The following is a 25232-nucleotide window of genomic DNA, read 5'->3' as shown; positions in this document are numbered from 1 at the left end:
AATGAGGGCATGAGCCAACCGTTCACTGACCTCGCCGGCACACTGCACCAGGAGACGATCGAGTCGGAGGTGCTGCGCGGCAACCCCCTCGGCGACCCGCACGTGCGGCCCCTGTGGGTCTACACCCCGCCCGGCTACGACGGTTCGACGGAGCGTTACCCCAGCATCTACGTGATCCAGGGCTACACCGGCCAGGTCGCGATGTGGGCCAACCGGCAGCCGTTCCGCCAGCCGTTCATCGAGACCGCGGACCAGGTGTTCGCGAGCGGCAGGGCGCCGGGCTGCGTGCTGGTCTACGTCGACGCCTGGACGGCCTACGGCGGCTCCCAGTTCGTGGACTCCGTCGGCACCGGCAACTACCACACGTACCTCTGTGACGAGGTCGTGCCCTGGGTCGACGCCCGGTTCCGGACGATCGCCGACCGGGAGTCGCGGGCCATCTCCGGCAAGTCGTCGGGCGGCTTCGGCGCGATGATCACCCCGATGCTGCGGCCGGACCTGTTCGGCTCGCTGGCCACGCACGCCGGCGACGCGCTCTACGAGTACTGCTACCTCAACGAGTTCGCCAAGTCGGTGCGGGCGCTGCGCGACTACGACGGCGACATCATGCGCTGGTGGGCCGACTTCCAGCAGCGGGTCTCGTTCACCAAAGAGGAGGACACGCTGCTCTGCCTGGTGCTCGGCTGCGCGGCCGCCTTCTCGCCGGACCCCGACGGCACGCCCCGGCTGCCGGTCGACCCGCGCTCCGGCCAGGTCATCCCCGAGCTGTGGGACCGCTGGCTGGCCTGGGACCCGATCCGCATGATCGACCGGTACGCCGAGCAGCTGCGCTCGCTGCGCGCGGTCTGGATCGATGCCGGCACCCGCGACGAGTGGTTCCTCGACCTCGGCGCCGAGGCGTTCAACGCGGGCCTGCGCCGCATCGGCGTGCCGGCCGAGAAGATCTCGTTCGAGCTGTTCCCGGCGGCCCACGGCGGCATCGACTACCGCTACCCGCTCGCGGTGGAGTGGCTCGCGCACCGGCTCGCCCGCTAGGCGCCTCACATCCAGGGTGCGGGCGCGGTGAGCGTGATTTCACCGCGCCCGCACACCGGCGGTCACGACCGCGCAACGCGCGCGCCCGAGAGTGGCCGCCATGACGACGACCACTGTCACCACGGCCGCGCCGGCGCCAACCAGGGGCTGGATCACCGACTGGCGCCCCGACGACCCGGAGTTCTGGGCCGCCACCGGCCGGCGGGTCGCCCGCCGCAACCTCGTCTGGTCGATCGCCGTCGAGCACTTCGGTTTCTCGATCTGGCTGCTCTGGAGCGCCGTCGCGGTGAGCCTGCCGGCGGCCGGCTTCGCGTTCACGGTCGACCAGCTGTTCTGGCTCGTCGCCCTGCCCAACCTGGTCGGCGCCGTCATGCGGATCCCCTACACGGCCGCCGTGGCCCGGTTCGGCGGCCGCAACTGGACCACGGTCTCGGCCGCGCTGCTGCTCGTGCCGCTCGGACTGATGGTGGCCTGCGTGACCAACCCGGCCACGCCCTACTGGGCGTTCGCCGTCGCGGCCGCCACGGCCGGGCTCGGTGGCGGCAACTTCGCCTCGTCGATGGCGAACATCTCGTACTTCTATCCCGAGCGGCACAAGGGCCTGGCGCTCGGGATCAACGCGGCCGGTGGCAACGTCGGCGTCGCCGTCGTGCAGTTCGTCGTGCCGCTGGTGGTCGTCGCCGGCGCCGGACTGCACCTCGCGTACGCCCCGCTGCTCTGGCTCCTGCCGGTCCTGCTGGCCACTGCCGGCGCCTGGCTGTGCATGGACAACCTCGCCGTGTCCCGGGCGCCCCTGCGGACGCAGGCCGCCGTGCTGCGGGACCCGCACACCTGGGTGATGTCGTTCCTCTACATCGGCACGTTCGGCAGCTTCATCGGCTACTCGGCGGCCCTGCCGTTGCTGATCAAGCACGAGTTCCCCGCGGTGTCCGGGGTCCTGTTCGCGGCCCTCGGCCCGCTGGTCGGCTCGGCGGCCCGGCCGGTCGGCGGCTGGCTCTCCGACCGGCTCGGCGGCGCCGTGGTGACCGTCGCGACGTTCGTCGTCATGGCCGCCGGCGTGGTCGCCGTGCTGGCCAGCCTGCGGTTCGACCGCTTCGCGCCGTTCCTCGCCGCGTTCCTGCTGCTCTTCGTGGCCAGCGGGGTCGGCAACGGCTCGACGTACCGGATGATTCCGGCGATCTTCCGGGGTCGCGACGGCGCCGGCACCCGGGCCGCCGCGGTCATCGGCATCGCGGCGGCCGTCGGGGCGCTCGGCGGGTTCCTGATCCCGCGGGGCTTCGGCATCTCGCTGGCCCGCACGGGCTCGATCGAACCGGCGCTGCTCGTCTTCCTGGCCGCCTACGCGGTCTGTGTGGCGGTGACCTGGTCGGTCTACCTCCGCCGGCCCACCGCCGTCTGATCTCACGGCCGCGGGGAGGTCGATGTGATGCGTGATTTTCAACCCGGTAACAGCCGGGAGGCGGCCGCGAAACCGCCGCTGGGGACCCTGACGAGCATGCCGGCCGACACGCACTGCCCCTACTGCGCCCTGCAGTGCGCGATGACGCTGCGCGCCGGGCCCGGCGGGGTGGCCGTCGACGGCCGGGACTTCCCGACCAACCGGGGCGGCCTCTGCCAGAAGGGCTGGACCTCGGCCGACCTGCTGCGCCATCCGGACCGGCTGACCACTCCCCTGGTCCGCGCCGGCGGCGGCCTGCGGCCGGCGACCTGGGCCGAGGCGCTGGACCGGGTGGTCGGCGGTGTCGACGCCATCCAGCGGCGACACGGACGCGATTCGGTCGCCGTCTTCGGCGGCGGCGGGCTGACCAACGAGAAGGCGTACGCCCTCGGCCGGTTCGCCCGGGTCGCCCTGCGCACCCGGACGATCGACTACAACGGCCGGTTCTGCATGTCGTCGGCCGCGGCGGCCGGCGCGCGGGCGTTCGGCGTCGACCGCGGGCTGCCGTTCCCGGTCGACGACATCGCGGCCGCCGACGCGGTCCTGCTGGTCGGCGCCAACCCCGCGGAGACGATGCCCCCTTTTCTGCGCCACCTCGACCGGTCCGGCCTGGTCGTCGTCGACCCGCGGCGCACCGCCACCGCCCGGCAGGCGGCCCTGCACCTGCAGCCGACGCCGGGCACCGACCTCGCGCTCGCCAACGGTCTCCTGCACATCGCGGTCACCGAGGGACACCTCGACCGGGCGTACGTGGACGCGCGCACCACCGGCTTCGACGCCGTCCGCGCGGCCGTCGCGCAGTGGTGGCCGGCCCGGGTCGAACGGCTGACCGGGGTGCCGGTGGCCGACCTCCACGCGACCGTCGAGCGGCTCGCCGGCGCGCGGCGGGCGATGGTGCTGACCGCCCGCGGCGCCGAACAGCACGCCAAGGGCACCGACACCGTGACGGCCTTCGTCAACCTCGCCCTCGCGCTCGGGCTGCCCGGCCGGCCGGGCAGCGGCTACGGGTGCCTGACCGGGCAGGGCAACGGGCAGGGCGGGCGGGAGCACGGGCAGAAGGCGGACCAGCTGCCCGGCTACCGGCGGATCGACGACCCGGCCGCGCGGGCGCACGTGGCCGCGGTGTGGGGCGTGCCGCCCGAGGACATCCCGGGGCCGGGACCCTCGGCGTACGAGCTGCTCAGCTCCGACGCCGTGCGGGCCCTGCTGGTGTTCGGCTCCAACCCGGCCGTCTCCGCTCCCCGGGCCGCCGGCGTCGAGCGCTGGCTGCGCGGCCTCGACCTGCTCGTGGTGGCCGACTTCGTGCTCTCCGAGACGGCCGCCCTCGCCGACGTCGTCCTGCCGACCACCCAGTGGGCCGAGGAGGACGGCACGATGACCAACCTCGAGGGGCGGGTGATCCGGCGGCGGCGCGCGGCCGCGCCGCCGCCGGGTGTCCGGACCGACCTCGCCGTCCTGGCCGAGCTGTCGGGCCGGCTGGGCGCGCCGACCTCCGACGACCCGCGGGCGGTCTTCGACGAGCTGCGGCGGGCCAGCGCCGGCGGCGTCGCGGACTACGCGGGGATCACCTGGGACCGGATCGACGCCGAGGGTGGCGTGTTCTGGCCGTGCCCCGACGAGACGCATCCCGGCACTCCCCGGTTGTTCCTCGACCGGTTCGCCACGCCCGACGGCCGGGCCCGGTTCGTGGCGGTCGAGCACCGCCCGGCCGCCGAGGAGCCCGACGCCGACTATCCGCTCTACCTGACCACCGGGCGGGTGCTGACGCAGTACCAGTCGGGAGCGCAGACCCGGCGCGTGGCGGCGCTGCCCGGCGAGCCCTTCGTCGAGCTGCATCCGGACCTCGCGGAGCGGCTCGGTGTCGCCGACGGCGCGCCCGTCAGGGTGGCCACCCGGCGGGGCACGGCGACGGCGCCGGCCCGGCTGAGCGACGCGATCCGGGCCGACACGGTGTTCATGCCGTTCCACTACGCCGGCGCGGCGCGGGCCAACACGCTGACCAACGCCGCGCTCGACCCGGTCTCGCGGATGCCGGAGTTCAAGGTCTGCGCGGCCCGGGTGACGCCGGCATGAGGGTCCTGGTGGTGGGCTACGGGATGGCCGGCTCGCGGGTGGTGGCCGAGCTGCGGGCCCGGGCCGCCGACGTCAAGGTGACCGCGCTGGGCGCCGAGCCGCACCGCCCCTACAACCGGATCCTGCTGTCGAACCTGCTCGCCGGGAAGGTCGGCGAGGACGACCTGGCCATCGCGGCCGCGCCGGCCGGCGCCGACGTGCGCCTCGGCGAGCCGGTGGTCGCCGTCGACCGCGGCCGCCGGGTCGTCCGCACGGCGCAGGAGGAGCACGCGTACGACGCGCTGGTCCTGGCCACCGGCTCGGCGCCCGTGGTGCCGCCGCTGCCGGGGCTGGACGGGCCCGGCGTGCACGCCTTCCGCACCCTCGACGACTGCCGCCGGATCGTGGCCTCGGCGTCCCGCGCCCGCCGGGCGGTGGTCCTCGGCGGCGGCCTGCTCGGTGTCGAGGCGGCCCGGGGCCTGGCCCTGCGCGGGTTGGCGGTCGACATCGTCCACGTCGGACCGCACCTGATGGACCGGCAGCTCGACGGCGACGGCGCCCGGGTGCTGGCCCGGACGCTGGCCGACCTCGGCGTCCGGGCGCACGTCGGCGCGACCGCTCGCGAGTGGACCGGCGGGGCGCTGCGGCTGGCCGACGGGGCGGAGCTCCCGGCCGACGTGCTCGTGGTGGCCTGCGGCGTGCGCCCCGACACCCGGCTGGCCGCCGCGGCCGGTCTGGCGGTCGGTCGCGGGGTGGTCGTCGACGACGCCATGCGGACCGGCGACCCGCGCGTCTACGCGATCGGCGACTGCGCCGAGCACCGCGGCACCGTCTACGGGCTCGTCGCGCCGGCCTGGGACCAGGCCGCCACCGTCGCGGACCAGCTCACCGGGGGCGGTGCCGCCTACCGGGGATCGCGGGTGGTGACGCGGCTCAAGGCCAGCGGCGTGGACCTCGCGGCGATGGGCTCCCCGCACGCCGGCGCCGGCGCCGAGGTCGTCAGCTTCGCCGATCCGGCCCGCGGCACGTACGCCCGGCTGGTGATCGAGGATAACCGGGTCGCCGGAGCGGTGCTGCTCGGCGACAACCCGATGGTCGGCGCGGTCGTGCAGCTCTTCGACCGCAACGCCGAGGTGCCGGCCGACCGGCGGTCGCTGCTGCTGGGCCGGGCCCACGGCGGCGAGCCGGCGGCCGCGGTGGAGTCGCCGGCGCTGATGCCGGACAGCGCGGTGGTCTGCCGGTGCAACACGGTCCGGAAGGCGGCCATCACCGCGGCGTGGCGGGCCGGCGGGCGGACCGTCGGCGACGTGGTGGCGGCGACCCGGGCCACCACCGGGTGCGGTAGCTGCCAGGACGCGGTCTGCGGACTCGTGTCCTGGCTGTCGTCTGTGGATCCGAGCACGGAGGTCGCGGCATGAGGCTCGTCGTCGTGGGCAACGGAATGGTCGGGCAGCGGTTCGTGGAGGCGCTGGCCGCCCGGGACACCGACCGGCGCTGGTCGGTGACCGTGCTGGCCGAGGAGCGCCGGCGGGCGTACGACCGGGTGCGGTTGTCGGCCTTCTTCGACGGCGCCACGGCGGAGGACCTGACGCTCGCGCCGGCCGGTGTCCCGTCCGGTGTGGACATCCGCCTCGGTGAGCCGGCGCTGGCGGTGGACCGGGCGCGGCGGGTGGTGCGGACCGCGGTCGGGAGCTATCCCTACGACGTGCTGGTGTTCGCCACGGGGTCGCGGGCGTTCGTGCCGCCGGTGCCGGGCCGGGACGCGCCGGGCTGCTACGTCTACCGGACGCTCGACGACCTGGAAGCGTTGCGGGCGCACGCTTCCGGTCGGAGCGCCGGGGTGGTCGTCGGAGGCGGACTGCTCGGGCTGGAAGCCGCCAACGCGTTACGACTGCTCGGGTTGCGGCCCTCCGTCGTGGAGTTCGCACCGCACCTCATGCCGATGCAGCTCGACGCCGCCGGCGGCGCCATGCTGCGCCGCCGCATCGAGGAGCTCGGGATCGACGTGCACACGGGCACGGCCGTGTCCTCGGTCGCGCCGGCCGGCCCACGGCTGCGGGTCGACACCACCACCGAGGCCGCGTTCGACACCGACGTGGTGGTGTTCGCGGCCGGTGTGCGGCCGCGCGACGAGCTGGCCCGGGCGGCCGGGCTCGCCGTCGCGGACCGTGGCGGGATCCTGGTCGACGCGACGATGCGGGCCGGCGACCCGGACGTCTACGCGATCGGCGAGTGCGCGGCCGTCGACGGGCGGTGCTACGGCCTGGTCGCGCCCGGCTACGCGATGGCCGACGTCGTGGTCGACCGGCTGCTGGGCGGCGACGCCCGCTTCGGCGGCGCCGACACCTCCACCAAGCTCAAGCTGCTCGGCGTCGACGTGGCCAGCTTCGGCGAGCCGGCCGGACCGCTGGACGTGGTCTACGCCGACCCGGCCCACGGCCTCTATGCCAAGCTGGCGCTGACCGACGACGCGCGGACGCTGCTCGGTGGGATCCTGGTCGGCGACGCGAGCGCGTACGCCTCGCTGCGGGCCGCCGTCGGCGGGCCCGTGCCGGGCAAGCTGGCCGACTTCCTGTCGACCGGCGCCCCGGAGGTCGCGCTGCCGGGCGACGCCCAGGTGTGCAGCTGCAACAACGTGCGCAAGGACGCGGTGCTGGCGGCGGTGGCCGACGGGTGCCACGACCTGCCGGCGGTCAAGGCGTGCACGCGGGCCGGCACCACCTGCGGGTCCTGCGTGCCGTTGCTCAAGTCGCTGCTGGCGGAGGCCGGTGTCGCGCAGTCGACGGCGCTCTGCGAGCACTTCGCGTACTCGCGGCAGGAGCTGTTCGATCTGATCCAGGTGCGCGGGATCCGCACCTTCTCGGCTCTGGTGGCCGAGCACGGCACCGGACGTGGCTGCGACATCTGCAAGCCGGTGGTGGCCTCGATCCTGGCGTCGCTCGGCACGGGGCACATCCTCGACGGCGAGCAGGCGGCGCTCCAGGACACCAACGACCACTTCCTGGCCAACATCCAGCGCGACGGCACCTATTCGGTCGTGCCGCGGATTCCGGGTGGCGAGATCACGCCCGACAAGCTGATCGTGATCGGCGAGGTGGCGCGCGACTTCGACCTCTACACGAAGATCACCGGTGGGCAGCGCATCGACCTGTTCGGGGCGCGGGTCGAGCAGCTGCCCGAGATCTGGCGGCGGCTGGTGGCGGCGGGGTTCGAGTCGGGCCACGCGTACGGGAAGGCGTTGCGGACGGTGAAGTCGTGCGTCGGGTCGACGTGGTGCCGCTACGGGGTGCAGGACTCGGTCGGGCTGGCGGTGGCGCTGGAGCTGCGCTACCGCGGCCTGCGGGCGCCGCACAAGATCAAGTCGGCGGTGTCCGGGTGCGCGCGGGAGTGCGCCGAGGCCCGGAGCAAGGACTTCGGGATCATCGCGACCGAGAGCGGGTGGAACCTCTACGTGGGCGGCAACGGCGGCTTCCGGCCGCGGCACGCGGAGCTGTTCCTGTCCGATGTGGACACCGACACCCTGGTCCGGACGGTCGACCGGTTCCTCATGTACTACATCCGCACCGCGGACCGGCTCCAGCGCACGGCGGCCTGGCTCGAAGGGCTCGACGGTGGCCTCGACCACCTGCGGGCCGTCATCGTCGACGACCGGCTCGGGCTCTGCGCCGACCTCGACGCGGCGATGGCCCGGCACATCGGTTCCTACACCGACGAGTGGCGGGCGGTGCTCGACGATCCGGTGAAGCTGCGCCGGTTCGCCTCCTTCGTCAACGCGCCCGACACGCCGGACCCGTCCATCTCGTTCGGCCGCGAGCGCGGTCAGCCCGTGCCGGCCGTGGCGCTCCCCGTGCCGGAGGTGCGGCGGTGACCCGCTGGACGCCGGTCTGCCGGCTCGCCGACCTGCTGCCGGAGCGGGGCGTCGCGGCACTGGTCGGCGCCGAGCAGGTGGCGGTGTTCCGGCTGCACGACGACCGGCTGCGGGCCATCGGCAACCGCGACCCGGTCAGCGGCGCGCACGTGCTGTCCCGGGGCGTGGTCGGCACCCGCGGCAGCCGGCCGGTGGTGGCGTCACCCATGCACAAGCAGGCGTACGACCTCGACACCGGCGAGTGCCTCGACGCGGCGGCCAGCGTCCCGGTGTTTCCCGTCCGCGTCCGGGGCGGCGTGGTCGAGATCGGGGCGCCGTGACCGCGGACCTGCGAGGCTTCACCGTGGCGATCACCGCCGAGCGCCGGCGCGAGGAGCTGGCGGCGTTGTTCGAACGCCGGGGCGCCCGCGTGGTGTCGGCGCCGGTCATCACGATCGTCCCGCTGCTCGACGACGAGGCGCTGCACGCCGCCACGCTCGCCTGCGTCGCGCACGCCCCGGACGTCGTGGTCGCCACCACCGGCATCGGCTTCCGCGGCTGGCTGGAGGCGGCCGAGGGCTGGGGCGTCGGCGACGCGCTGCGCGGCGGCCTGCGGGCGGCCCGGATCATCGCCCGCGGCGCGAAGCCGTGCGGGGCGATCCGCGCCGCGGGCCTGTCCGAGCAGTGGTCGGCGCCCACCGAGTCGTGCGCGGAGATCCTCGAGAAGCTGCGCACCGAGGGCGTCTCGGGTCGGCGGATCGCGGTGCAGCTCCACGGCGGCCCGCAGGACGAGTTCGTCGGCGCGCTGCGGGCGGCCGGCGCCGAGGTCGTCGAGGTGCCCGTCTACCGCTGGACGGCCCGCGACGACGCCGAGCCGGTGCGCCGGCTGGTCGAGCAGATCGTCACCGGCCAGGTCGACGCGGTCACCTTCACCAGCGCGCCCGCCGTCACCGCGCTGCTCGACGCCGGCGGCGACCGGGCCGGCGCATTGCTCGACGCGTTCCACGCCGGGGTGCTGGCCGCCTGCGTCGGGCCGGTCACCGCGGCGCCGCTGCGGGACCGGGGGGTGCCCGCGCTGGTGCCCGACCGGGCCCGATTGGGCGCCCTGGTCCGGGCCGTCACGCAGGCGCTGCCGGAGCGGGCGCGGCGGCTCACCGTGGCCGGCCTGCCGGTCGAGCTGCGCGGCCACGCGGTGCTCGTCGACGGCGAGCTGCGTGCGGTCGCGCCGGCCTCGATGGCGCTGTTGCGGGCATTGGCGGACCAGCCCGGGGCGGTGGTGCCCCGGGCCCGGCTCGCGGCGGCCCTCCCCCGCGGCGCCGAGGGGCACGCCGTCGACATGGCCGTGGCCCGCCTGCGGTCCTCGCTCGGCGCGGCCGACCTGGTCGAGACCGTCATCAAGCGCGGCTACCGACTGCGGGTGTCGGCATGAGCTTGCTGCTCGTCGCGCACGGCACCCGGGTGCCCGCCGGCCAGGCGCAGATCCGCCGCCTGGCCCGGCGGGTCGCCCGCCGCGGCCCGGACGTGCGGCTGGCCTACGTCGACGTCCAGGCGCCACACGTCCGGGACGTCGCGGCGGCGCTGGACGGCCCGGCCGTCGTGGTGCCGCTGCTGCTTACCAGCGGCTACCACGTGCGGGTCGACATCGCCGAGGCGACGGACGGCGTCGACGCCGCGGTGACGCCACCCCTCGGGGCGGACGCGCGGCTCCTGGACGTGCTGGCCGACCGGCTCGCCGCGGCCGGTCCGGCCGACGCGGTGGTGCTGGCGGCGGCCGGCTCCAGCGACCCTCGGTCCCGGGCCGAGGTGGCGGCCGTGGCGGCGGCACTGCCGGCGCCGACCGTCGTCGCGTACGCCGCGACCGCCGCGCCGACGGTCCCCGAAGCGGTCCAGGACCTGCGGGCCCGGGGCGCGCGGCGGGTGGTGGCCCTGGCCTACCTGCTGGCCGACGGCCGGTTCCACCGCACCCTGGGCCGGTCGGGCGCCGACGTGGTCACGCCGCCACTGGCCGGTCACCCCGCCGTCGTCGACATCGTCGTGGACCTCGCGGCCGCGGCCAGTCGGGTCCACTGTGGAATCGGGCGGCCGTCGCGGCGGAACCAGCTCATCGTCTCGTCCTGCGGCCAGCCCTCGGGCGAGTCCTCCCACTGCTCCTGTCGCCCGTACACGGTGAGGTCGAGCAGTTGCAGTGCCGGCATCATGGCCTCGACGCCGCGGCCGTCGGTCTCGTAGGTCTGGAACACGCGGTCGCCGTCGCGCAGGTAGGTGGTGATCCAGCCGTCGGAGACGCCGGGCGAGTCGACGCCGTCGACCGAGTACCACGGCGCCTGGTAGCCCATGAACTCGCGGAACGGCGCGAACTCCGCGTACGGGCCCTGGCACCAGATCGCGAACGTCACGTCGCGGGCCTCGAGATAGGTGGCGTCCTGGAAGTTCCAGATCGTGGCCGTGCAGCCTCGGCACTGGTCGGCGAAGTCCTTGCCCCGATGCCACATGTGCTTGCAGACCAGCAGCTGGTCGCGGCCCTCGAAGATGTCCAGCAGCTTCGTCGGGCCGTTCGCGCCGACCAGCTCGACGGTGGCGTCGACCTCCACCATCGGCAGCCGACGACGGGCGGCGGCGAGGGCGTCGCCCGCCCGGGTGTGCGCCTTCTCGCGGGTCAGCAGCTCGGCGCGGGCGCGCAGCCAGGTGTCCCGGTCGACGATCGGTGGTCGCATCTCGTCCTCCTCGGATCGGTGTCGTCGGGAGTACTGACGAGCGACCGGCGATTCGTCATCGCCGGCGTTAGCCTTGCGGCGTGCGGGACCGGGACGCGTGGCTGGCGGCGGCGTACGACGACCATCGCCGGGAGCTGCAAGCGCACTGCTACCGGCTGGCCGGCAACGTGGCCGACGCCGACGAGCTGACGCAGGAGACGTTCCTGCGCGCGTGGCGGGCCCGGGACCGGTTCGACGGACGGGCGTCGGCGCGGACCTGGCTCTACCGGATCGCCACCAACCTGTTCCTCGACAGCCGCAAGGCCGCCGCGCGGCGCACCACCCCGGCCGGCGACGTGCTCGAGTGGGACGCGACGATCGGCCCGTACCCCGACGTGGCGGCCGGCGTCGCCGACGCCGAGCTGGTGGAGCTCGCGCTGATCGCGGCGCTCATGCACCTGCCGCCGCGGCAGCGGGCGGCGTTCGTGCTGCGCGACGTCAGCGGGTGGACGCCCGCCGAGGTCGCCGAGTCGCTCGGCGTGGCCGTGCCGGCCGCCAACAGCCTCGTCCAGCGGGCCCGCCGCACGATCCGGGAGCACGCCCCGGCGGACCCGGGCGACTGGCGCCGACCGGCGCTCACGGCCGACGACGAGGAGATCCTGCGGCGCTACGCGGCAGCTTCCGACGCCGAGTCGATCCGCCTGCTGCTCGCCGACGACGTGCGGATCACCATGCCGCCCGACCCGCCGGTCGTCGGCATCGACGCGGTGACCGGGTTCCTGACCCGGCCGCTGGACTGGCGCACCGTCCCCACGCGCGCCAACGGGCGTCCGGCGCTGGCCAACTACCTCCGGCACCCCGGCAGCCCGGTCCACGAAGCCCTCGTCGTCGACGTGCTCCGCGTCGTCGACGGCCGGATCGTCGAGATCAACGCGTTCGTCGGCGCCCACCATGTGGCCGCGCTCGGTCTGCCGGCGACCGCCCCGGGTTAAGGTCCACACCATGCGTTCCGGGCAGCGGCCACCGGCCCTCGGCCTCGTGGCCCTGCTGGCGACCCTGCCGGGCGTCGTGGTGGCGCTGGCCGGCCTGCACCCGGCGCCACCGGTCGCCGCGGTCGTCTTCGGAGTGGCGATCGTCGGCGCCGCGTTCCTGCTGGCCTGGGCGGCCGAGGCGGCGCAGGTCGACATCTCCGCCGGCCTGGCGGTCGCGGTGCTGGCGCTGATCGCGGTGCTCCCCGAGTACGCCGTCGACTTCGTGTTCACCGCCCGCGGCGGCGAGGCGGTCGCCACGTACGGCCCGTCCTGCCTCCCACCGGGCGAGGAGACCTCGTCGTGCTCGCTGGCGCTGGCCAACATGACCGGCGCCAACCGGATCCTGGTCGGCGTCGGCTGGGCCCTGGTCGTGCTGATCGCGTGGCGGCGGATGCGGCGCCGGGGCGACCCGCCGGAACGGGCGACCCGGGTCACCCTCGCCCGCCCGGACGCGGTGCCGCTGGCCTTCCTCGCGCTCGCGTCGGTCTACTGCCTGGTGCTGCCGTTCAAGCGCACCCTGTCGCTGGTGGACACCGTGGTGCTGCTGGCCGTCTTCGTCGCGTACAGCTGGCGGGTCTCCCGCGCCCCCGCCGGTGAGCCGGACCTGATCGGCCCGTCGGCCTGGGTCGGTGGCCTGCCCCGCCGCCCGCGGCGGCTGACGGTCGTGTCCCTCTTCGTCGCGGCGGCCGCGGTCATCCTGCTCACCGCCGAACGGTTCGCGGAGTCGCTGGTGGACACCGGCGCGCAGCTCGGGATCAGCGAGTTCCTGCTCGTGCAGTGGCTGGCCCCGCTCGCCTCCGAGGCGCCCGAGCTGCTCGTCGCCGGCCTCTACGCGTGGCGGCTGCACACCACGGAGGCGCTCGGCGCGCTGGTGTCGTCGAAGGTCAACCAGTGGACGCTGCTGGTCGGCACCCTGCCCATCGTGTTCGCCGCGTCCAGCGGTGGCTGGTCGGGCCTGCCGATCGAGCCCGCGCAGCGCGAGGAGCTGCTGCTCACCGCGGCGCAGTCGATCCTGGCCGTCTCGCTGCTGGTCGGTCGCGAGCTGACCCTGCGCGCCGCCATGCTGCTGCTGGGTCTGTTCGTGGCCCAGTTCGCGCTCAGCGCTGCGGTGCCGGCGTCGTGGCGCGGGAGCGAGCTGATCGTGCTGTCGCTGGTCTACCTGGCGCTGGCGGTGGCGGCGCTGGTCCGCAACCGCCGGCACGTGGTGCCGCTGTTCCGCGACGGGCTGGTCACGCCGTACCGCGTGCTCGGCGGCGACATGTGCTGCACGATGACCGCCGGCAACCTGCGGCTGCGGGAACGCCGGTCCCCGGTGCGCGCCGGCGCCGATCAGTAGAGCGTCACCCCGGGCAGTGGGACCGCGTTGATCAAGCGGCGAAGGCGGCAGAGTTCACGCCCGGGGGCGACCCGGTGGCGCGCGGCCTCGATATCGCCCTGGTCGAGGGTGGCGTGATCGCCCGCCTCTACACTCTGCTGCGCGGCGCCTGAACGGTCGCGCTCGCCAGGTCCGCGGTCGCGTCCGCCGCCCGCGCGACCAGCACCGGGCAGTGGGCGTAGCGCAGCAGCTGGCGGGCCGTCGCGCCCACCCGGAGCCCGCGGAACCCGCCGCGCCGCCCGGATCCGATGACGACGAGCTGGGCGTCGCGGGACGCGTCGACGAGCGCGGCCGCGGGGTCCGCCGACGGGACGCGGGTCGTCACCGTGACCGCCGGATGGGCCCGCCGGCCCTCCGCCAGCAGGTCCGTCAGCACCTCAGCGGCTTCCGGGTCCGCCACGGCGCCGCGCGGCCGGCCCGGTGGCGGCCACGCCCGGACGGCGGTCAGCGGGGCGTTCCGGGCCGACGCCTCGGCGAAGGCCGTCGACACGGCGGCCCGCCCGCCGGGCGAGTCGTCGACCCCGACCACCACTAGGCCGCGCGCCGGCCGGCCGGCGTCGGCGGCCCGGACCACCGCGACCGGACCGGCGGCGTGGGTGACGACCTCGGCGGCGACCGAGCCGATGAGCAGCCCTGCGACACCGCCGCGGCCGCGGTTGCCCACGACGACCAGCAGCGCTCCCGATGAGAGGTCGGCGAGCATCGCGGCCGCCGGGCCCTCCACGACGAGGCCGTCCACCGGCACGTCCGGGTTGGCCTCGGCGAGCACCGACACCGTCCGCGCGACCGCCCGCTCGGCGTCGCGGTACGTCTCGCTCCGCGGCCAGTTCTCCGCACGCGGGGTCGCCGGTCCGACGCGTACCGGCCACTCGACGACCTCGACGAGCCGCACCCGGCCGTACGACCGGCGCGCTTCGTCGAGTGCCCACCCCACCGCCGCCCGCGCGGCGGCCGAGCCGTCGTACCCGACCAGGATCGTCCCGTGGTCCATGACGATCACCCCTGCCCTCCAGCTTCCCCGCTCGGAAGGGCCGGCCGCCACGCCAATCGTGGTGCCGGAGTGGCCCGTGTGGCCGGGGCTCAGCGTGGCGTGGGCACGACCAGCACCGGTCGGTGGGCGTGATGCAGGACGGCCATGGCGGTGCTGCCGAGGAGGATCTCGCGCATCGCCGATCGGCCCCGGGAACCGACGACGATGACGGCGGCGGCCTCCTGCCGGGCGTACGTCGCGAGCGCGTCGGCGACCGACCGGCCCGGCGCCCCAAGCCGGCGACCGGCGAGCAGGTGGGTCACCGTGACGTCGGCGGTCGTCTCCTGGTCGCCGACACCGGCCGCCAGCAGCCGCCGGCCGGGGAAGAGTCGTGCGGCCGCCGCCATGGCCCCGCGGGCGCCGTCGGAGCCGTCCCAGCCGACCACCACCGGTCCCGCGTCGAGGGCGTCCTCCTCGGCCGACAGCAGCGGGTGCGGCACCACCAGAGCGGGTCGGGGCGTGTAGTGCACGACCATGTCGGACACGCTGCCCAGCACCGCTTTGGTGCCGCCGAGGCCCCGGGAGCCGAGCAGCACCACGTCGGCGTCGAGCTCCTCGGCCAGCTCGCTGACCCGCAGCCCGTCGCCGCCGTAGCTGCGGGCGACGACCGGCTCGGCCCGCCAACCGGCGGCCTGGGCGAGAGTGACCCCGGTCGCCGCCGTGCGCTCGGCCTCGCGGGCGCCCTCCCGTTCGACCGCCGCCATGAAGTCCTTGACGTCGCCGCTCGCGGTCCAGAGCCGCTGGCGGAGCCCGGCGCTGGCGAACGGGGCGGTCCACAGGTGGAGGATCCACGCCCGGGCCCGCGGGAACAGCCGGGCGGCCGCGTCGATCGCCGCGCCGGCGGCCGGAGAACCGTCGAAGCCCGCGAGCACGCGGACCGGCTCGTCATCCGTCACGACCTCCAGCTTCGCGGGTCAGGGGCGCGGCCGGACGGGGTTTGGACACATCTCCATGCGCCGACCGGTCGGGACCATCGGCCCACTGTGGACCGGTCCGAGGTCCTCCCCGTCCCGGTCCGGCGGCCCTGACCGGGCGGCGGGGACCGGACCTACGTTCGAGTCGAGGCCAATCGACGAAGGAGACGGACCATGAGGACCTGGCAGGTCGGCGACGTCATGACCAACGACGTCGCGGCGGTGGACGCGGGCACGCCGTACCGGCGGATCGTCGACGTGATGACCGCCCGGCACGTCAGCGCGGTGCCGGTGGTGGACGAGGACCGGCGCGTGCTCGGCGTGGTGTCCGAGGCCGATCTGCTGCACAAGGTGGAGCTGGTCGGCCGGCCGCACGAGCCGCGGCTGTTCGAGGGGAAGCGCCGGCACGCGGCGCGGGTCAAGGCCGACGCGCACGACGCCCGCGAGCTGATGACCGCGCCGGCCGTCACCACGATGGAGAACGCGACGCTGGTCGAGGCGGCCCGGACCATGGACCGCGAACGGGTCAAGCGCCTGCCGGTGGTCGACCACCTCGGCCGGCTCGTCGGGATCGTGTCCCGCGCCGACCTGCTCAAGGTGCACCTGCGGCACGACGACGACATCCGCCACGACGTGGTCACCGAGGTGCTCCACCGCGTGCTGGGCGTCAGCGACGACGCGGTCGCCGCGACCGTGACCGACGGCGTCGTCACGCTGACCGGGCGGCTCGACCGGCGCAGCTCGGCCGAGCTCGCGGCGCACCTGGCCGCCCAGGTCAGCGGCGTCGTCGAGGTGGTCGACCGGATCGCGTTCGACGTCGACGACGTGACACCGCTATTTGTCGCCTAGGAGGCGGGTGGCCAGGACGGCGGCCTGGGTGCGGCGTTCGAGGCCGAGCTTGGCCAGCAGGCTGGAGACGTAGTTCTTGACGGTCTTCTCGGCCAGGAACATCTCCGCCGCGATCTCGCGGTTGGTGCGGCCCTGCGCGATGTGCTCGAGGATCCGGCGTTCCTGGTCGGTGAGGGCCTTGAGCTCGTGGGGCTCCTCGACGCCGCTGCGGATGCGGTCCAGCACCCGCTGGGTGACCGCCGGGTCCAGCATCGACTGGCCGGCGGCCACCCGGCGCACGCCCTCGACCAGGTCGGTGCCGCGGACCTGCTTGAGCACGTAGCCCGCCGCGCCCGCCATGATGGCCGCGAAGAGCGCCTCGTCATCCTCGTACGACGTCAGGATCAGTCCCCTGATGGACGGGTCGACGGCCCGGACGTCGCGGCACACGTCGATGCCGCTGCCGTCGGGCAGCCGCGCGTCGAGGATCATCACGTCCGGCCGGAGCGCCGGGATGCGGGCCGTGGCCTCCTTGGCGAGCCCGGACTCGCCGACGACCTCGATGTCGTCGTGGCTCTCCAGCAGGTCGGTCAGGCCGCGGCGGACCACCTCGTGGTCGTCGAGCAGGTAGACGCGGATCACGGCCCCCATTCTCTACCGCGGCGCGGGGCCGACGCACCGGGCCGGCCGGCCCGTCGGCTCGGGACCTCCGCCCCTGCCGGGCCCACCCCGGGCGGCGAACGATCGGGGGCATGGAACACAACGGGTACGGCCCGGCCGAGCTGTCCGCCGCCGTCGAGCTGGCCGTCCGCGCGCCGTCGATGCACAACAGCCAGCCGTGGCGGTTCGGGCTGGCCGGCGGCGCGATCGAGGTGCTCGTCGACCCGGCCCGGCTCCCGGCGATCCCGGCCCGGGACTGGGCGGGACTGGTCAGCTGCGGCGCGGCCGTCTTCAACCTGCGCCTGGCGCTCGCCGCGCTGGGCCGGCCGGCGGTCGCGGTCGTCCGCCCGTCAGGCGACGCCGCACTGGTCGCCCGGCTGGTGCCCGACGCGCCCCGGCCCCCGTCCGGCGCGGAGCGGGCGCTGTGCGCCGCGATCCCCCGCCGGCACAGCAACCGAGCGCCGTTCAGCACGGCGAAGGTCCCCGCCGACCTGCGGTTCCGGCTGCGGGAGGCGGCCCGGGCCGAGGGCGGCTGGCTCGACCTGATCATCGGAACGAGCGCGGTCGACGCCCTCGCCGAGGTGGTCAACGCGGCCAACCGGGTGCTGCGCCGCGACGAGGCGTACGCGGACGAGCTGGCCCGCTGGCGTCGCGACACGATCTCCCCCGACGGCGTCCCGGTCCGTGCCGCCGGCTATGCCCCGGAGCCGCAGGACCTCCTGCCGATGCGCGCCTTCGGTGGCCGCACCCGGCCGCCCGGCCGCGACTACGAGCCCGAGCCGCTGGTGGCCGTGCTCGGCACCGCGACCGACGGCCCGGCCGACCAGGTGACCGCCGGCCAGGCGCTGCAGCGGGTGCTGCTCACCGCCACCGACGCCGGGCTGGCCGTCTCGCTGTTCTCGCAGCCGATCGAGGTGCCGGTGGCGCGGGAGCGGCTGCGGTCGGCCCTGGGCCGTCAGGGCGTGCCGCAGATGGTGCTGCGGGTCGGCTACGGCCACCCTGGGCAGCCGAGCCTGCGCCGGCCGGCGGCCGCGGTCATCGACTGATCGGCACCGACCAGCGCAGCAGGGTGCCCCGGGCCGCCCGCACCGTGAGCGTGCCGCCGCGCCGTTCCGCCCGGGCCCGCAGGTTGGCCAGGCCGCTGGTGCGGGTGGGCTCGCCGATCCCGCGGCCGTCGTCGCGGACCTCGAGCGTGACCGTGTCGGCGGTGACGGTGAACTCCACGTCGGCGGACCGCGCCTGCGCGTGCCGGGCGATGTTGGTCAGCGCCTCGCGGAGCACCGCCTCGAGGTCCTCGACGAGGTCGGCGGGGACCTGGCTCTCGATGACGCCGTCGAACCGCACGCCCGGCTCGAACCCGAGCGCCGGCGCGACCTGCGACGCGACGTCGAGCAGCCGGGCGCGGATGCTCTGCGCGACCGCGTTCGGCGGCCGCTGGAGCTGGAAGATCGTGGTGCGGATCTGGCTGATCGTGGTGTCGAGATCGTCGATGACGCGGACGATCCGGTCGGCGGCGGCGCCCGCACCGAGCTGGGCGGCGGCGCCCTGCAGCGAGAGGCCAGCCGCGAACAGCCGTTGGATGACGTGGTCGTGCAGGTCGGCCGCGATCCGCTCGCGGTCGTGCAGCATCGCCGACCGCTGCTGCTCGGCGCGCGCCTCGGCGAGCTCGATCGCCAGCGCCGCCTGGTTGGCGAAGCTGCCGGCCATGTCGACGTCGTCGGCCGTGAAGGGCGGGCGGCCCGGGGCGCGGGCGGTCCAGAGCACGCCGTGCAACCGGGCGGAGCCGTGCAGCGGCACGGCGAGGACCGGGCCGACCTCCACCGCCGCGACGGGGTCACGGCCGTCGCCGGGTTCGGCCAGCCGCACGGGGCGGCCGGTGGCGAGCACCTCGCCGGAGAGCGTGTCGTGGGCGGCCGCCCGGGCGCCGGTCAGCCGCTCCGCCGCCAACCCGACGGCCACCTCGACCCGGAGGTCCGCCTCGTCGTCGGGATCGGGCCGGACGACCGCCACGAGGTCGGCGTCCGCGACCTGCCTGGTGCGTTCGGCGATGTGCCGCAAGGCGTGCGCCGGCGAGACCTCGGTGGCCAGCACCTGGCGCGTGATGGCGGCCGACGCCTGGAGCCATTCGCCGCGCAGGCGGGCCGACGCGTACAGGTTGGCGTTCTCGATGGCGACCGCGGCGGTCGCGGCGAGCGCCTTGACCAGCTCCTCGTCCTCGGCGCTGAACGCGCCGGCCGCGCTCTCGGCCAGGTAGAGGTTGCCGAACACCGTGTCCCGGATGCGGATCGGGACGCCGAGGAAGCTGCGCATCGGTGGATGGCCCGCCGGGAAGCCGGTCGAGCGCGGGTCGTCGGCGATGCGGCGCAGCCGGATGGGGCGCGGGTCGTCGATCAGCGCGCCCAGCAGGCCCTTGCCCTCCGGCAGGTGACCGATGACCTCGACGGCGTCGGCCGGCATCCCACTGTGGACGAACTCGGCCAGTCCGCCGCCGGGCGCCACCACGCCGAGCGCCGCATAGCGGGCGCCGACCAGCTCGCGCGCCGCCTCGACGATCCGGCGCAGCACGGCCGGCAGGGCCAGGTCGCTGATGATCAGCTGGTTGGCCCGTAGCAGCCCGCGCAGCCGCCCCTGGGTGGCCATCACCTCCTGGGCCCGGTCGACCAACTGGCGCAACAGCTGGTCGAGCTCGAGCCGGGGCGCGTCGGGGAACGTCAGGTCGTCGCCCGTTGGTCCAGGCATCGGCCCAGCCTAACGTCAGCGCTCAGGCCGGCTGGAGGTCGACCGGCAGGCCGTCCCGGGGGTACGGCAGCGACACGTTGCTCATCGGCGGCACGTAGCCCGCCGGCACCGACCAGCGGAACCGGCTCAGGATCTGCGCCAGGACCGTGCGCACCTCCAGGTTCGAGAACGCCATTCCGAGGCACTTGTGCACGCCCCCGCCGAACGGCGTCCACGCGTAGCGGTGCGACTGGTCCTCCCTGCGCCCCGGCGAGAACCGCTCCGGGTCGAACGCCTCGGGCCGGGTCCACAGCTCCGGCAGGTAGTGCGAGAGCTGCAGGCAGACCATCGCCCGCGTGCCGGCCGGCACGCGACGGCCGGCCACCTCGGTGTCCTTGACGGCCAGCCGCGCCAGCACGGGCACGGGCGCGACCAGGCGCTGACACTCCTTGATGACCATGTCCAGCTCGGGCAGCTCGCCCAGCTGCCGCACGCTCGGCGCCGGGCCCAGCGCGGCCACCTCCGCCCGGACCCGTTCCTGCCAGTCCGGGTGCCGGCCCAGCTGGTAGATCGCGGTCGACACCGTCGAGGTGGTCGTCTCGTGCCCCGCCATCAACAGGAAGATCATGTGGTTGACGACGTCGGCGTCGCCGAACCGGGCGCCGTCCTCGTCCTCGACCCGGGTCAGCACGGAGAACAGGTCGTCTCCGCCGGTCGCCCGCGCCGCCGGCAGGTGCGCGGTGAGGAACCGCTCGAGGATCACCCTCCCCCGCGTCGCACGGTGCCATTTGTTGCCCGCCACGGCGACGCGCAGGATCGCCCCCGCCCCTTGCACGCAGTCGACGAATGCCCGGTTGACCCGCTCGAGCTCCGCCGGGTCCGCGATCCGGTGCCCGCCCATGAAGATCTGCGTGGCCAGGTTGAGGGTCAACCGCTTGAGCGCCGGGTACGCCGGAAAGCGCCCCGCCGCCTGCCAGTCGTCGAGCTCCGCGGCCACCGCCGGGTGCAGGGCGGCGGTGTAGTCCTCGAGCCGCTCGCGGGTGAACGCCTGCTGCATGATCCGCCGGTGCTGGAGGTGCTCAGCGCCGTCGAGCAGCATCAGGCCCCGGTGGAAGAACGGGCCGACGAGCAGCTCCCAGCCGTTGACGAAGGCCTTGTCACCGTTCTGCAGGGCCGCGCCGCAGGCATCCGGGCCGAGCACGAACGCGGCCGGCCCGGGGCCTGGCATCCGGACCGGGGCGACCGGCCCGTGCCGCTGGAAGAGCTGGCGCATCAGCGTGAGCGGGTCGTGCATGTAGGCCAGCGAGCCACCGATCACCGGAACCGCCGACTTCGTCCGGACCCATCGATCCGTCTCCATGGGTCGATTATGCGGTGGCCGGGTCCGGGACGCCCAACCGCAGCACGAGGTACGGGTGGCCGAGGCCCGCCAGAATCCCCCGCAGCCGCTCCCGGGTGGCGGACACCTCGATCGCGCCGCTGAGCGGAACCAGGGAGACGCCCAGCCCGACCGCGGTCAGCCAGACGTTCGTCAACGCCGCGCCCGCCCGCAGCCAGGAGGCGCGCTCGTCGTCGTCGCCGTAGAGCAAGGCGAACCGGGCGTGCTTGTCGTGCCCGTCGCCGACCGGCAGCGTGCCGGGCCGGCCGAAGTCGCGGGCCGGCACGGTGGTCCGCGGCGGACGGGCCGGCAGGGCGGCCGGCGACAGGCCGGTGCCGTCGGACCGGCTCGTCCAGTAGGCGAGCTCGGCCCGGATCCGCGGGTCCTCGGCCTCGATTTCGGCGGCGTGGTGCGCCGCCGAGGCCAGCAGCAGAACCTGGTCGGCGGTGAGGAGGTGGAACCGGGCCAGCCCGGCCGCGGCCGCCCGCAGCGCATCGATCGTGCCGGCGGGCAGCGGGACGTCGGCCAGCGGCCGCCGGTCGGTGTGCCGTGCCGGCATCGCCCGCACCAGGCGCATCGCCGGCGCCGCCGGCTCGACGCGCGCGGTCGGGACGAGCTCGGCCAGCAGGTCCGGGTCGGACTGGTAACGGACCTCCGTCTCCCAGCCCCGCGCCAGCAGCGCCAGGCGGGCGTGCTGGAGGGCCGCGCCGCAGCTCAGGTCCAGCATCCGGCCGTCCGGGTCGGTGGCGGCGAGCTGCCGGCCGCGCTCGGCGTGCAGGGCCAGCCGGTCGGCCCGCACCTCCCAGCGCCACGGCCGAGTGTTGTGGATCGACGGCGCGTGAACGGCCGCCTCGGCGGCCTCGGCGAGCGGCGGGTTCGACATCATCAGGTCCTTTCACGCCGGGCGGGGCGCCGCCGGGTGGCGGCGCCCCGATCGGGTCACTTGAGCCAGGGCAGCCGGCGGACGATCGCCAGCCGGTCCCACTGCCGGCCCAGCCCGAGCGTGTGGCCGGCACCGACCAGGGCCAGGCCGACCATGACGGCGGCGCTGATCAGGTGCTCGTCCAGGAAGGGGTTGGTTTCGGGCGGCAGCACCACCGACCACATCAGCACGTAGAGCAGCGCGCCGGCGGCGGCCGCGACGCGCATGCCGATGCCCAGGGCGAAGGCCACGCCGATGCCGAGCAGGCCGAGCATGAAGGCCCAGTTGGCGAACGCGGTGCCGGCCAGGTTGTGGTGGAGCCCGGCGAACGGACCTTCGGACCCGCTCAGGAAGCCCTTGGTCGGGCTGCCGCCGTTGAGCCACGAACGTTCGCGCGGGGTGGCGAAACCGAGGCCGAAGACCTTGTCCAGGAAGGCCCACAGGAAGGTGAACGCGAAGCCGAGGCGGGCGCCGGCCCACACGTACCGCGTCGCCTTCTGGGTGGTGGTCTCGACCCGGTCTCGAGTGACCGCCGGAGCGGTCGTCCGGGGGGTGCGCCGCTGCGCCATCGCGGTCATGGCGTTCCACGTCCTCTCCTGTCGGTTCCTGGTCCTCTCTGGACCCACATCCATTGCACGCGGTTGCGCGGCCCCGCAGCAGTGCCGGTGGTCCGCACCTGCCCGGGACCATCGGCCCCTCGTCCCGGGCCCTGTGTCTTCGCAGGGGACGCACAGGCGGCACACAACGTCCTCGTCGGTTCGCCGGCAAGACTCGGGGTCGTCGATGGTGAAATGGAGGAATCATGCCGATGTACGAAGGTCGTCCGCTGCCCCGGCCGGACGAGGAGGTGGTCGACCAGGGGCTCGGGTTCGACCTCGGGACCGTGGTGAGCCGGCGGCGGATCCTGCAGGCGTTGGGGCTCGGCGTCGCCGGCGTCGGGATCGCGGCCTGCTCGACGGAAACGGCCACGCCGGCGACGGCGGGGGCGGCCGGCGGGGAGATCCCGGACGAGACCGCGGGCCCGTACCCGGGTGACGGGTCCAACGGGCCGGACGCGCTGGACCGCAGCGGCATCGTGCGCGGCGACATCCGGTCGAGCTTCGGCGGCGCGAGCGGGACGGCGCAGGGCGTGCCGATGACTCTGGAGCTGACGATCCAGGACCTCGCCAACGGCGGGAAGGCGTTCGCGGGGACCGCGGTGTACGTGTGGCACTGCGACCGCGAAGGCCGCTACTCGATGTATTCGGACGGCGTGACCGCGGAGAACTACCTCCGCGGGGTCCAGGTCGCGGACGCGGCCGGCACGGTGCGGTTCACCAGCATCTTCCCCGCCTGCTACGACGGGCGGTGGCCGCACATCCACTTCGAGGTCTACCCCGACCAGGCGAGCCTCACCGACCCGGCCAACGCGATCGCCACGTCCCAGGTCGCCTTGCCACAGGACGCCTGCGAGCGGGTGTACGCCCAGCCGGGGTACGAGACCTCGGTGACCAACCTGTCGCGGGTGACCCTGCGGAGCGACAACGTCTTCGGCGACGACGGCGGCGCTCTGCAGCTCGGCACCGTGACCGGTGACGTCACGCGCGGCTATGCGGTGTCGTTGCGGGTCGGGGTCGACACGACGACCACGCCGACCGGCGGCGGGATGCCGGACGGCGGCGGCCCGGGTGGACCGCCGCCGGGTGCGCCGACGTGATTCAGCGTTGCAGGGTCAGCACGCCGGGGCGGTACGGCAGGAGGCCGTAGTCGCCGCCGGAGTTGGGAGCGCGGCCCTGGTAGAGCAGCTGCAGGTTGCAGGGGTCGACGGTCATCGTCTGGTCGGCGGTGCTGCGGACCAGGTCGCCGTGGCTGATGTCGTTGGTCCAGGTGGCGCCGCTGTTGGCCTTGCCCGCGAACGGGTTGCTCTCGGTGGTCGCCTGCGGCGTCCACGAGCCACCCAGGCTGGTGGCGGTGAACGAGCGGAAGTACCGGCCCTGTGCGCCGATGGCCTCCACGATCATCAGATACCGGTTCTCGTTCTGGAGCTTGTAGACCTGGACCGCCTCGAACAGGTTGTTCGTCGAGTCGGTCATGATCGTCGTGTAGTTCGACCCGAAGCTGCCCGGGAAGTTGCCGATGGGCATGCTCGCGCGGTAGATCCGGCCGTTGTCGCCGGCGAAGAACAGGTACATGTTCGTGCTGTCCGCGATGAGGGTCTGGTCGATGGGACCGGTGCCGGAGTTGGAGATGCTACCGGAGAAGAGCGTCTGTGGCGCCGACCAGCCGTTGACGTTGGTGGGGTCGCTCGACGTCCGGTAGGAGAACGCCGGGCCGCCCCACTGGTAGGCGAGCACCCAGATGTTGCGTGGCGCGAAATAGAACAGCGTCGGGGCCACCGCCGAGAAGGGCATGGCCACCTGGCTGGCCGAGCCCATGTCGGACCAGTTCGTGAACAGGCTGAAGTTCATCGAGCCCCACGACGTGCCGTTGTCGTGCGTGGTGGCGTAGACGAGATGCCGGCCGTTGTAGGGCACGTGGGTGAAGTCCTTGAGCGACACCCAGCCTGAGCGCGGGTTGGCCAACTGACCGGTCGAGCTCCAGCGGTACGTGGACGGCAGCGCACACGGCCCGCCGGGGTTGCCCCCGCCGCCGTCGACGCGGACCAGTTGCCACTGCTGGTTGCTGCCGTTCCAGTCGTCGTACTGCACGATGCTGCCGCCGTCGGCGGTCGAGGCGCCCTGGACCTCGACCACCTTGTTGCTGTTGCGGTTGATCAGCCGGACGTAGCCGCTGTCCGAGTCGGCGAGCCGGAACTGCTGGTTGGTCCCGTTGTGGTCGCTCCACTGCACGATGTTGGCGCCGTTGGCGGTGGAGAAGTTGTAGACGTCGAGCACCTTGCCGGACAGCCGCGATCGCAGCCGGTAGTAGCCGCCGCCCGAGTCCACGAACTGCCACTGCTGCTGGTTGCCGTTGTTGCGCGCCCACTGCACGATCCGGGCGCCGTCGTTGGTGGCCAGGTTGTAGACGTCCAGGGCCTTGCCACTGTTGCGGTTGACGAGCACGTACCACGCGGTCGTGTCGACCGTCGCCGCGGCGGCGGGGGTGGCGACCACCGCCGCCGCGCCCGTGCCGGCCAGCACCGCCGCCACGCCGGCGGCGGCGATCCGCGGCAACCATCGCCGTCGCCGCGTCGGTGGCGCGCCCGTGACGAGATCTGACATGGCTCTCCTCCTTGTTCCTGGGGCTTGACCGCGCTGCCCGGCTGCCGGTCCCCGCGGGGTCACGCCCGCGGGGACCGGTCCTCGCCGTCCAGCCGGTCGGCGTCCTACTGG

At 74.6% G+C, this 25232-nt stretch carries 21 protein-coding genes and 1 pseudogene; 13 read left to right on the top strand and 9 right to left on the bottom strand.

Annotation, left to right across the window (positions count from 1 at the left end):
- Window positions 1-9 precede the first annotated feature (9 nt).
- The 8 genes and pseudogenes from O7635_RS26210 to O7635_RS26175 all read left to right on the top strand — a co-directional run.
- Complete coding sequence (locus O7635_RS26210) at window positions 10-1035, top strand: alpha/beta hydrolase-fold protein (RefSeq protein ID WP_278083131.1); 1026 nt, start codon at window positions 10-12, stop codon at window positions 1033-1035.
- A gap of 100 nt (window positions 1036-1135) precedes the next feature.
- Window positions 1136-2434, top strand: coding sequence for an MFS transporter (locus tag O7635_RS26205; RefSeq protein ID WP_278083130.1), 1299 nt, complete (start codon window positions 1136-1138; stop codon window positions 2432-2434).
- Window positions 2435-2530: 96 nt separating this feature from the next.
- Window positions 2531-4546: a molybdopterin oxidoreductase family protein gene (locus O7635_RS26200; RefSeq protein ID WP_278083129.1), complete on the top strand. Its 2016-nt coding sequence runs from the start codon at window positions 2531-2533 to the stop codon at window positions 4544-4546.
- A complete protein-coding gene (locus O7635_RS26195; protein ID WP_278083128.1) occupies window positions 4543-5943 on the top strand; it encodes an FAD-dependent oxidoreductase in 1401 nt (466 codons plus the stop codon). Before O7635_RS26200 ends, O7635_RS26195 begins: the two co-directional genes overlap by 4 nt.
- Window positions 5940-8393 carry a nitrite reductase large subunit NirB gene (gene nirB, locus O7635_RS26190; protein WP_278083127.1) on the top strand — a complete coding sequence of 818 codons (2454 nt, stop codon included), beginning with the start codon at window positions 5940-5942 and terminating at the stop codon, window positions 8391-8393. Before O7635_RS26195 ends, nirB begins: the two co-directional genes overlap by 4 nt.
- Window positions 8390-8713, top strand: a complete 324-nt coding sequence (gene nirD, locus O7635_RS26185; protein WP_278083126.1) for a nitrite reductase small subunit NirD — start codon at window positions 8390-8392, stop codon at window positions 8711-8713. The genes nirB and nirD overlap by 4 nt, the downstream gene beginning before the upstream one ends.
- Window positions 8710-9801, top strand: a complete 1092-nt coding sequence (locus tag O7635_RS26180; protein ID WP_278083125.1) for a uroporphyrinogen-III synthase — start codon at window positions 8710-8712, stop codon at window positions 9799-9801. Before nirD ends, O7635_RS26180 begins: the two co-directional genes overlap by 4 nt.
- A pseudogene (locus O7635_RS26175) lies at window positions 9798-10325 on the top strand (CbiX/SirB N-terminal domain-containing protein); the annotation flags it as partial. The gene O7635_RS26180 and the pseudogene O7635_RS26175, both read left to right, overlap by 4 nt.
- A gap of 56 nt (window positions 10326-10381) precedes the next feature.
- Here O7635_RS26175 and O7635_RS26170 read toward each other — a convergent pair.
- Window positions 10382-11086 carry a DUF899 family protein gene (locus tag O7635_RS26170; protein ID WP_278083124.1) on the bottom strand — a complete coding sequence of 235 codons (705 nt, stop codon included), beginning with the start codon at window positions 11084-11086 and terminating at the stop codon, window positions 10382-10384.
- Between the two features lie 80 nt (window positions 11087-11166).
- Between O7635_RS26170 and O7635_RS26165 the strand changes: the two genes are divergently transcribed.
- Both O7635_RS26165 and O7635_RS26160 read left to right on the top strand, forming a co-directional pair.
- A complete protein-coding gene (locus O7635_RS26165) occupies window positions 11167-12057 on the top strand; it encodes an RNA polymerase subunit sigma-70 (RefSeq protein WP_278083123.1) in 891 nt (296 codons plus the stop codon).
- A gap of 10 nt (window positions 12058-12067) precedes the next feature.
- Window positions 12068-13432, top strand: a complete 1365-nt coding sequence (locus O7635_RS26160) for a sodium:proton exchanger (RefSeq protein ID WP_278083122.1) — start codon at window positions 12068-12070, stop codon at window positions 13430-13432.
- A gap of 127 nt (window positions 13433-13559) precedes the next feature.
- Here O7635_RS26160 and O7635_RS26155 read toward each other — a convergent pair whose 3' ends face one another.
- Both O7635_RS26155 and O7635_RS26150 read right to left on the bottom strand, forming a co-directional pair.
- Window positions 13560-14462 carry a universal stress protein gene (locus O7635_RS26155; protein WP_278083121.1) on the bottom strand — a complete coding sequence of 301 codons (903 nt, stop codon included), beginning with the start codon at window positions 14460-14462 and terminating at the stop codon, window positions 13560-13562.
- A gap of 89 nt (window positions 14463-14551) precedes the next feature.
- Complete coding sequence (locus tag O7635_RS26150; protein ID WP_278083120.1) at window positions 14552-15397, bottom strand: universal stress protein; 846 nt, start codon at window positions 15395-15397, stop codon at window positions 14552-14554.
- A gap of 192 nt (window positions 15398-15589) precedes the next feature.
- On the opposite strand from O7635_RS26150, the gene O7635_RS26145 reads away from it, so the two are divergent.
- Complete coding sequence (locus O7635_RS26145; RefSeq protein ID WP_278083119.1) at window positions 15590-16264, top strand: CBS domain-containing protein; 675 nt, start codon at window positions 15590-15592, stop codon at window positions 16262-16264.
- Here the strand turns inward: O7635_RS26145 and O7635_RS26140 are convergent.
- Complete coding sequence (locus O7635_RS26140; protein ID WP_278083118.1) at window positions 16250-16885, bottom strand: response regulator transcription factor; 636 nt, start codon at window positions 16883-16885, stop codon at window positions 16250-16252. The two genes, O7635_RS26145 and O7635_RS26140, sit on opposite strands and share 15 nt — an antisense overlap.
- Before the next feature lie 110 nt (window positions 16886-16995).
- Between O7635_RS26140 and O7635_RS26135 the strand changes: the two genes are divergently transcribed.
- Window positions 16996-17949, top strand: a complete 954-nt coding sequence (locus tag O7635_RS26135; protein ID WP_278083117.1) for a nitroreductase — start codon at window positions 16996-16998, stop codon at window positions 17947-17949.
- On the opposite strand, the gene O7635_RS26130 is transcribed toward O7635_RS26135, so the two are convergent.
- Genes O7635_RS26130 through O7635_RS26115 form a run of 4 tightly spaced genes read right to left on the bottom strand, consistent with a single transcriptional unit; the run spans window position 17939 to window position 22499 of the window.
- Window positions 17939-19642, bottom strand: a complete 1704-nt coding sequence (locus O7635_RS26130) for a GAF domain-containing protein (protein ID WP_278083116.1) — start codon at window positions 19640-19642, stop codon at window positions 17939-17941. The genes O7635_RS26135 and O7635_RS26130 overlap by 11 nt on opposite strands.
- Before the next feature lie 22 nt (window positions 19643-19664).
- Window positions 19665-20981, bottom strand: a complete 1317-nt coding sequence (locus O7635_RS26125; RefSeq protein ID WP_278083115.1) for a cytochrome P450 — start codon at window positions 20979-20981, stop codon at window positions 19665-19667.
- Window positions 20982-20988: 7 nt separating this feature from the next.
- Complete coding sequence (locus O7635_RS26120) at window positions 20989-21882, bottom strand: nitroreductase (RefSeq protein WP_278083114.1); 894 nt, start codon at window positions 21880-21882, stop codon at window positions 20989-20991.
- Between the two features lie 56 nt (window positions 21883-21938).
- Window positions 21939-22499 carry a DoxX family membrane protein gene (locus O7635_RS26115; RefSeq protein WP_278083113.1) on the bottom strand — a complete coding sequence of 187 codons (561 nt, stop codon included), beginning with the start codon at window positions 22497-22499 and terminating at the stop codon, window positions 21939-21941.
- Window positions 22500-22723: 224 nt separating this feature from the next.
- On the opposite strand from O7635_RS26115, the gene O7635_RS26110 reads away from it, so the two are divergent.
- Window positions 22724-23617: an intradiol ring-cleavage dioxygenase gene (locus O7635_RS26110; RefSeq protein ID WP_278083112.1), complete on the top strand. Its 894-nt coding sequence runs from the start codon at window positions 22724-22726 to the stop codon at window positions 23615-23617.
- A gap of 1 nt (window position 23618) precedes the next feature.
- Here the strand turns inward: O7635_RS26110 and O7635_RS26105 are convergent, their stop codons facing one another.
- The gene (locus O7635_RS26105; protein ID WP_278083111.1) at window positions 23619-25121 is read right to left on the bottom strand and encodes a non-reducing end alpha-L-arabinofuranosidase family hydrolase; all 1503 of its coding nucleotides are present in this window, start codon (window positions 25119-25121) and stop codon (window positions 23619-23621) included.
- Window positions 25122-25232 lie beyond the last annotated feature (111 nt).

Origin of the sequence: Asanoa sp. WMMD1127, assembly GCF_029626225.1 — a bacterium.
Classification (GTDB): domain Bacteria; phylum Actinomycetota; class Actinomycetes; order Mycobacteriales; family Micromonosporaceae; genus Asanoa.
Note: the sequence above shows the minus strand (reverse complement) of the source record. Positions and strands in the feature narration are given on the sequence as shown.

Excerpts from the sequence above, each read along its gene's own strand:
- O7635_RS26125 (WP_278083115.1), bottom strand. The coding sequence starts at position 20,981 with ATGGAGACGGATCGATGGGTCCGGACGAAGTCGGCGGTTCCGGTGATC.
- O7635_RS26120 (WP_278083114.1), bottom strand. The coding sequence starts at position 21,882 with ATGTCGAACCCGCCGCTCGCCGAGGCCGCCGAGGCGGCCGTTCACGCG.
- O7635_RS26210 (WP_278083131.1), top strand. The coding sequence starts at position 10 with ATGAGCCAACCGTTCACTGACCTCGCCGGCACACTGCACCAGGAGACG.
- O7635_RS26110 (WP_278083112.1), top strand. The coding sequence starts at position 22,724 with ATGCCGATGTACGAAGGTCGTCCGCTGCCCCGGCCGGACGAGGAGGTG.
- O7635_RS26160 (WP_278083122.1), top strand. The coding sequence starts at position 12,068 with ATGCGTTCCGGGCAGCGGCCACCGGCCCTCGGCCTCGTGGCCCTGCTG.
- O7635_RS26200 (WP_278083129.1), top strand. The coding sequence starts at position 2,531 with ATGCCGGCCGACACGCACTGCCCCTACTGCGCCCTGCAGTGCGCGATG.
- O7635_RS26105 (WP_278083111.1), bottom strand. The coding sequence starts at position 25,121 with ATGTCAGATCTCGTCACGGGCGCGCCACCGACGCGGCGACGGCGATGG.
- O7635_RS26145 (WP_278083119.1), top strand. The coding sequence starts at position 15,590 with ATGAGGACCTGGCAGGTCGGCGACGTCATGACCAACGACGTCGCGGCG.
- O7635_RS26135 (WP_278083117.1), top strand. The coding sequence starts at position 16,996 with ATGGAACACAACGGGTACGGCCCGGCCGAGCTGTCCGCCGCCGTCGAG.
- O7635_RS26155 (WP_278083121.1), bottom strand. The coding sequence starts at position 14,462 with ATGGACCACGGGACGATCCTGGTCGGGTACGACGGCTCGGCCGCCGCG.
- O7635_RS26205 (WP_278083130.1), top strand. The coding sequence starts at position 1,136 with ATGACGACGACCACTGTCACCACGGCCGCGCCGGCGCCAACCAGGGGC.
- O7635_RS26170 (WP_278083124.1), bottom strand. The coding sequence starts at position 11,086 with ATGCGACCACCGATCGTCGACCGGGACACCTGGCTGCGCGCCCGCGCC.
- O7635_RS26115 (WP_278083113.1), bottom strand. The coding sequence starts at position 22,499 with ATGACCGCGATGGCGCAGCGGCGCACCCCCCGGACGACCGCTCCGGCG.
- nirB (WP_278083127.1), top strand. The coding sequence starts at position 5,940 with ATGAGGCTCGTCGTCGTGGGCAACGGAATGGTCGGGCAGCGGTTCGTG.
- O7635_RS26130 (WP_278083116.1), bottom strand. The coding sequence starts at position 19,642 with ATGCCTGGACCAACGGGCGACGACCTGACGTTCCCCGACGCGCCCCGG.
- O7635_RS26195 (WP_278083128.1), top strand. The coding sequence starts at position 4,543 with ATGAGGGTCCTGGTGGTGGGCTACGGGATGGCCGGCTCGCGGGTGGTG.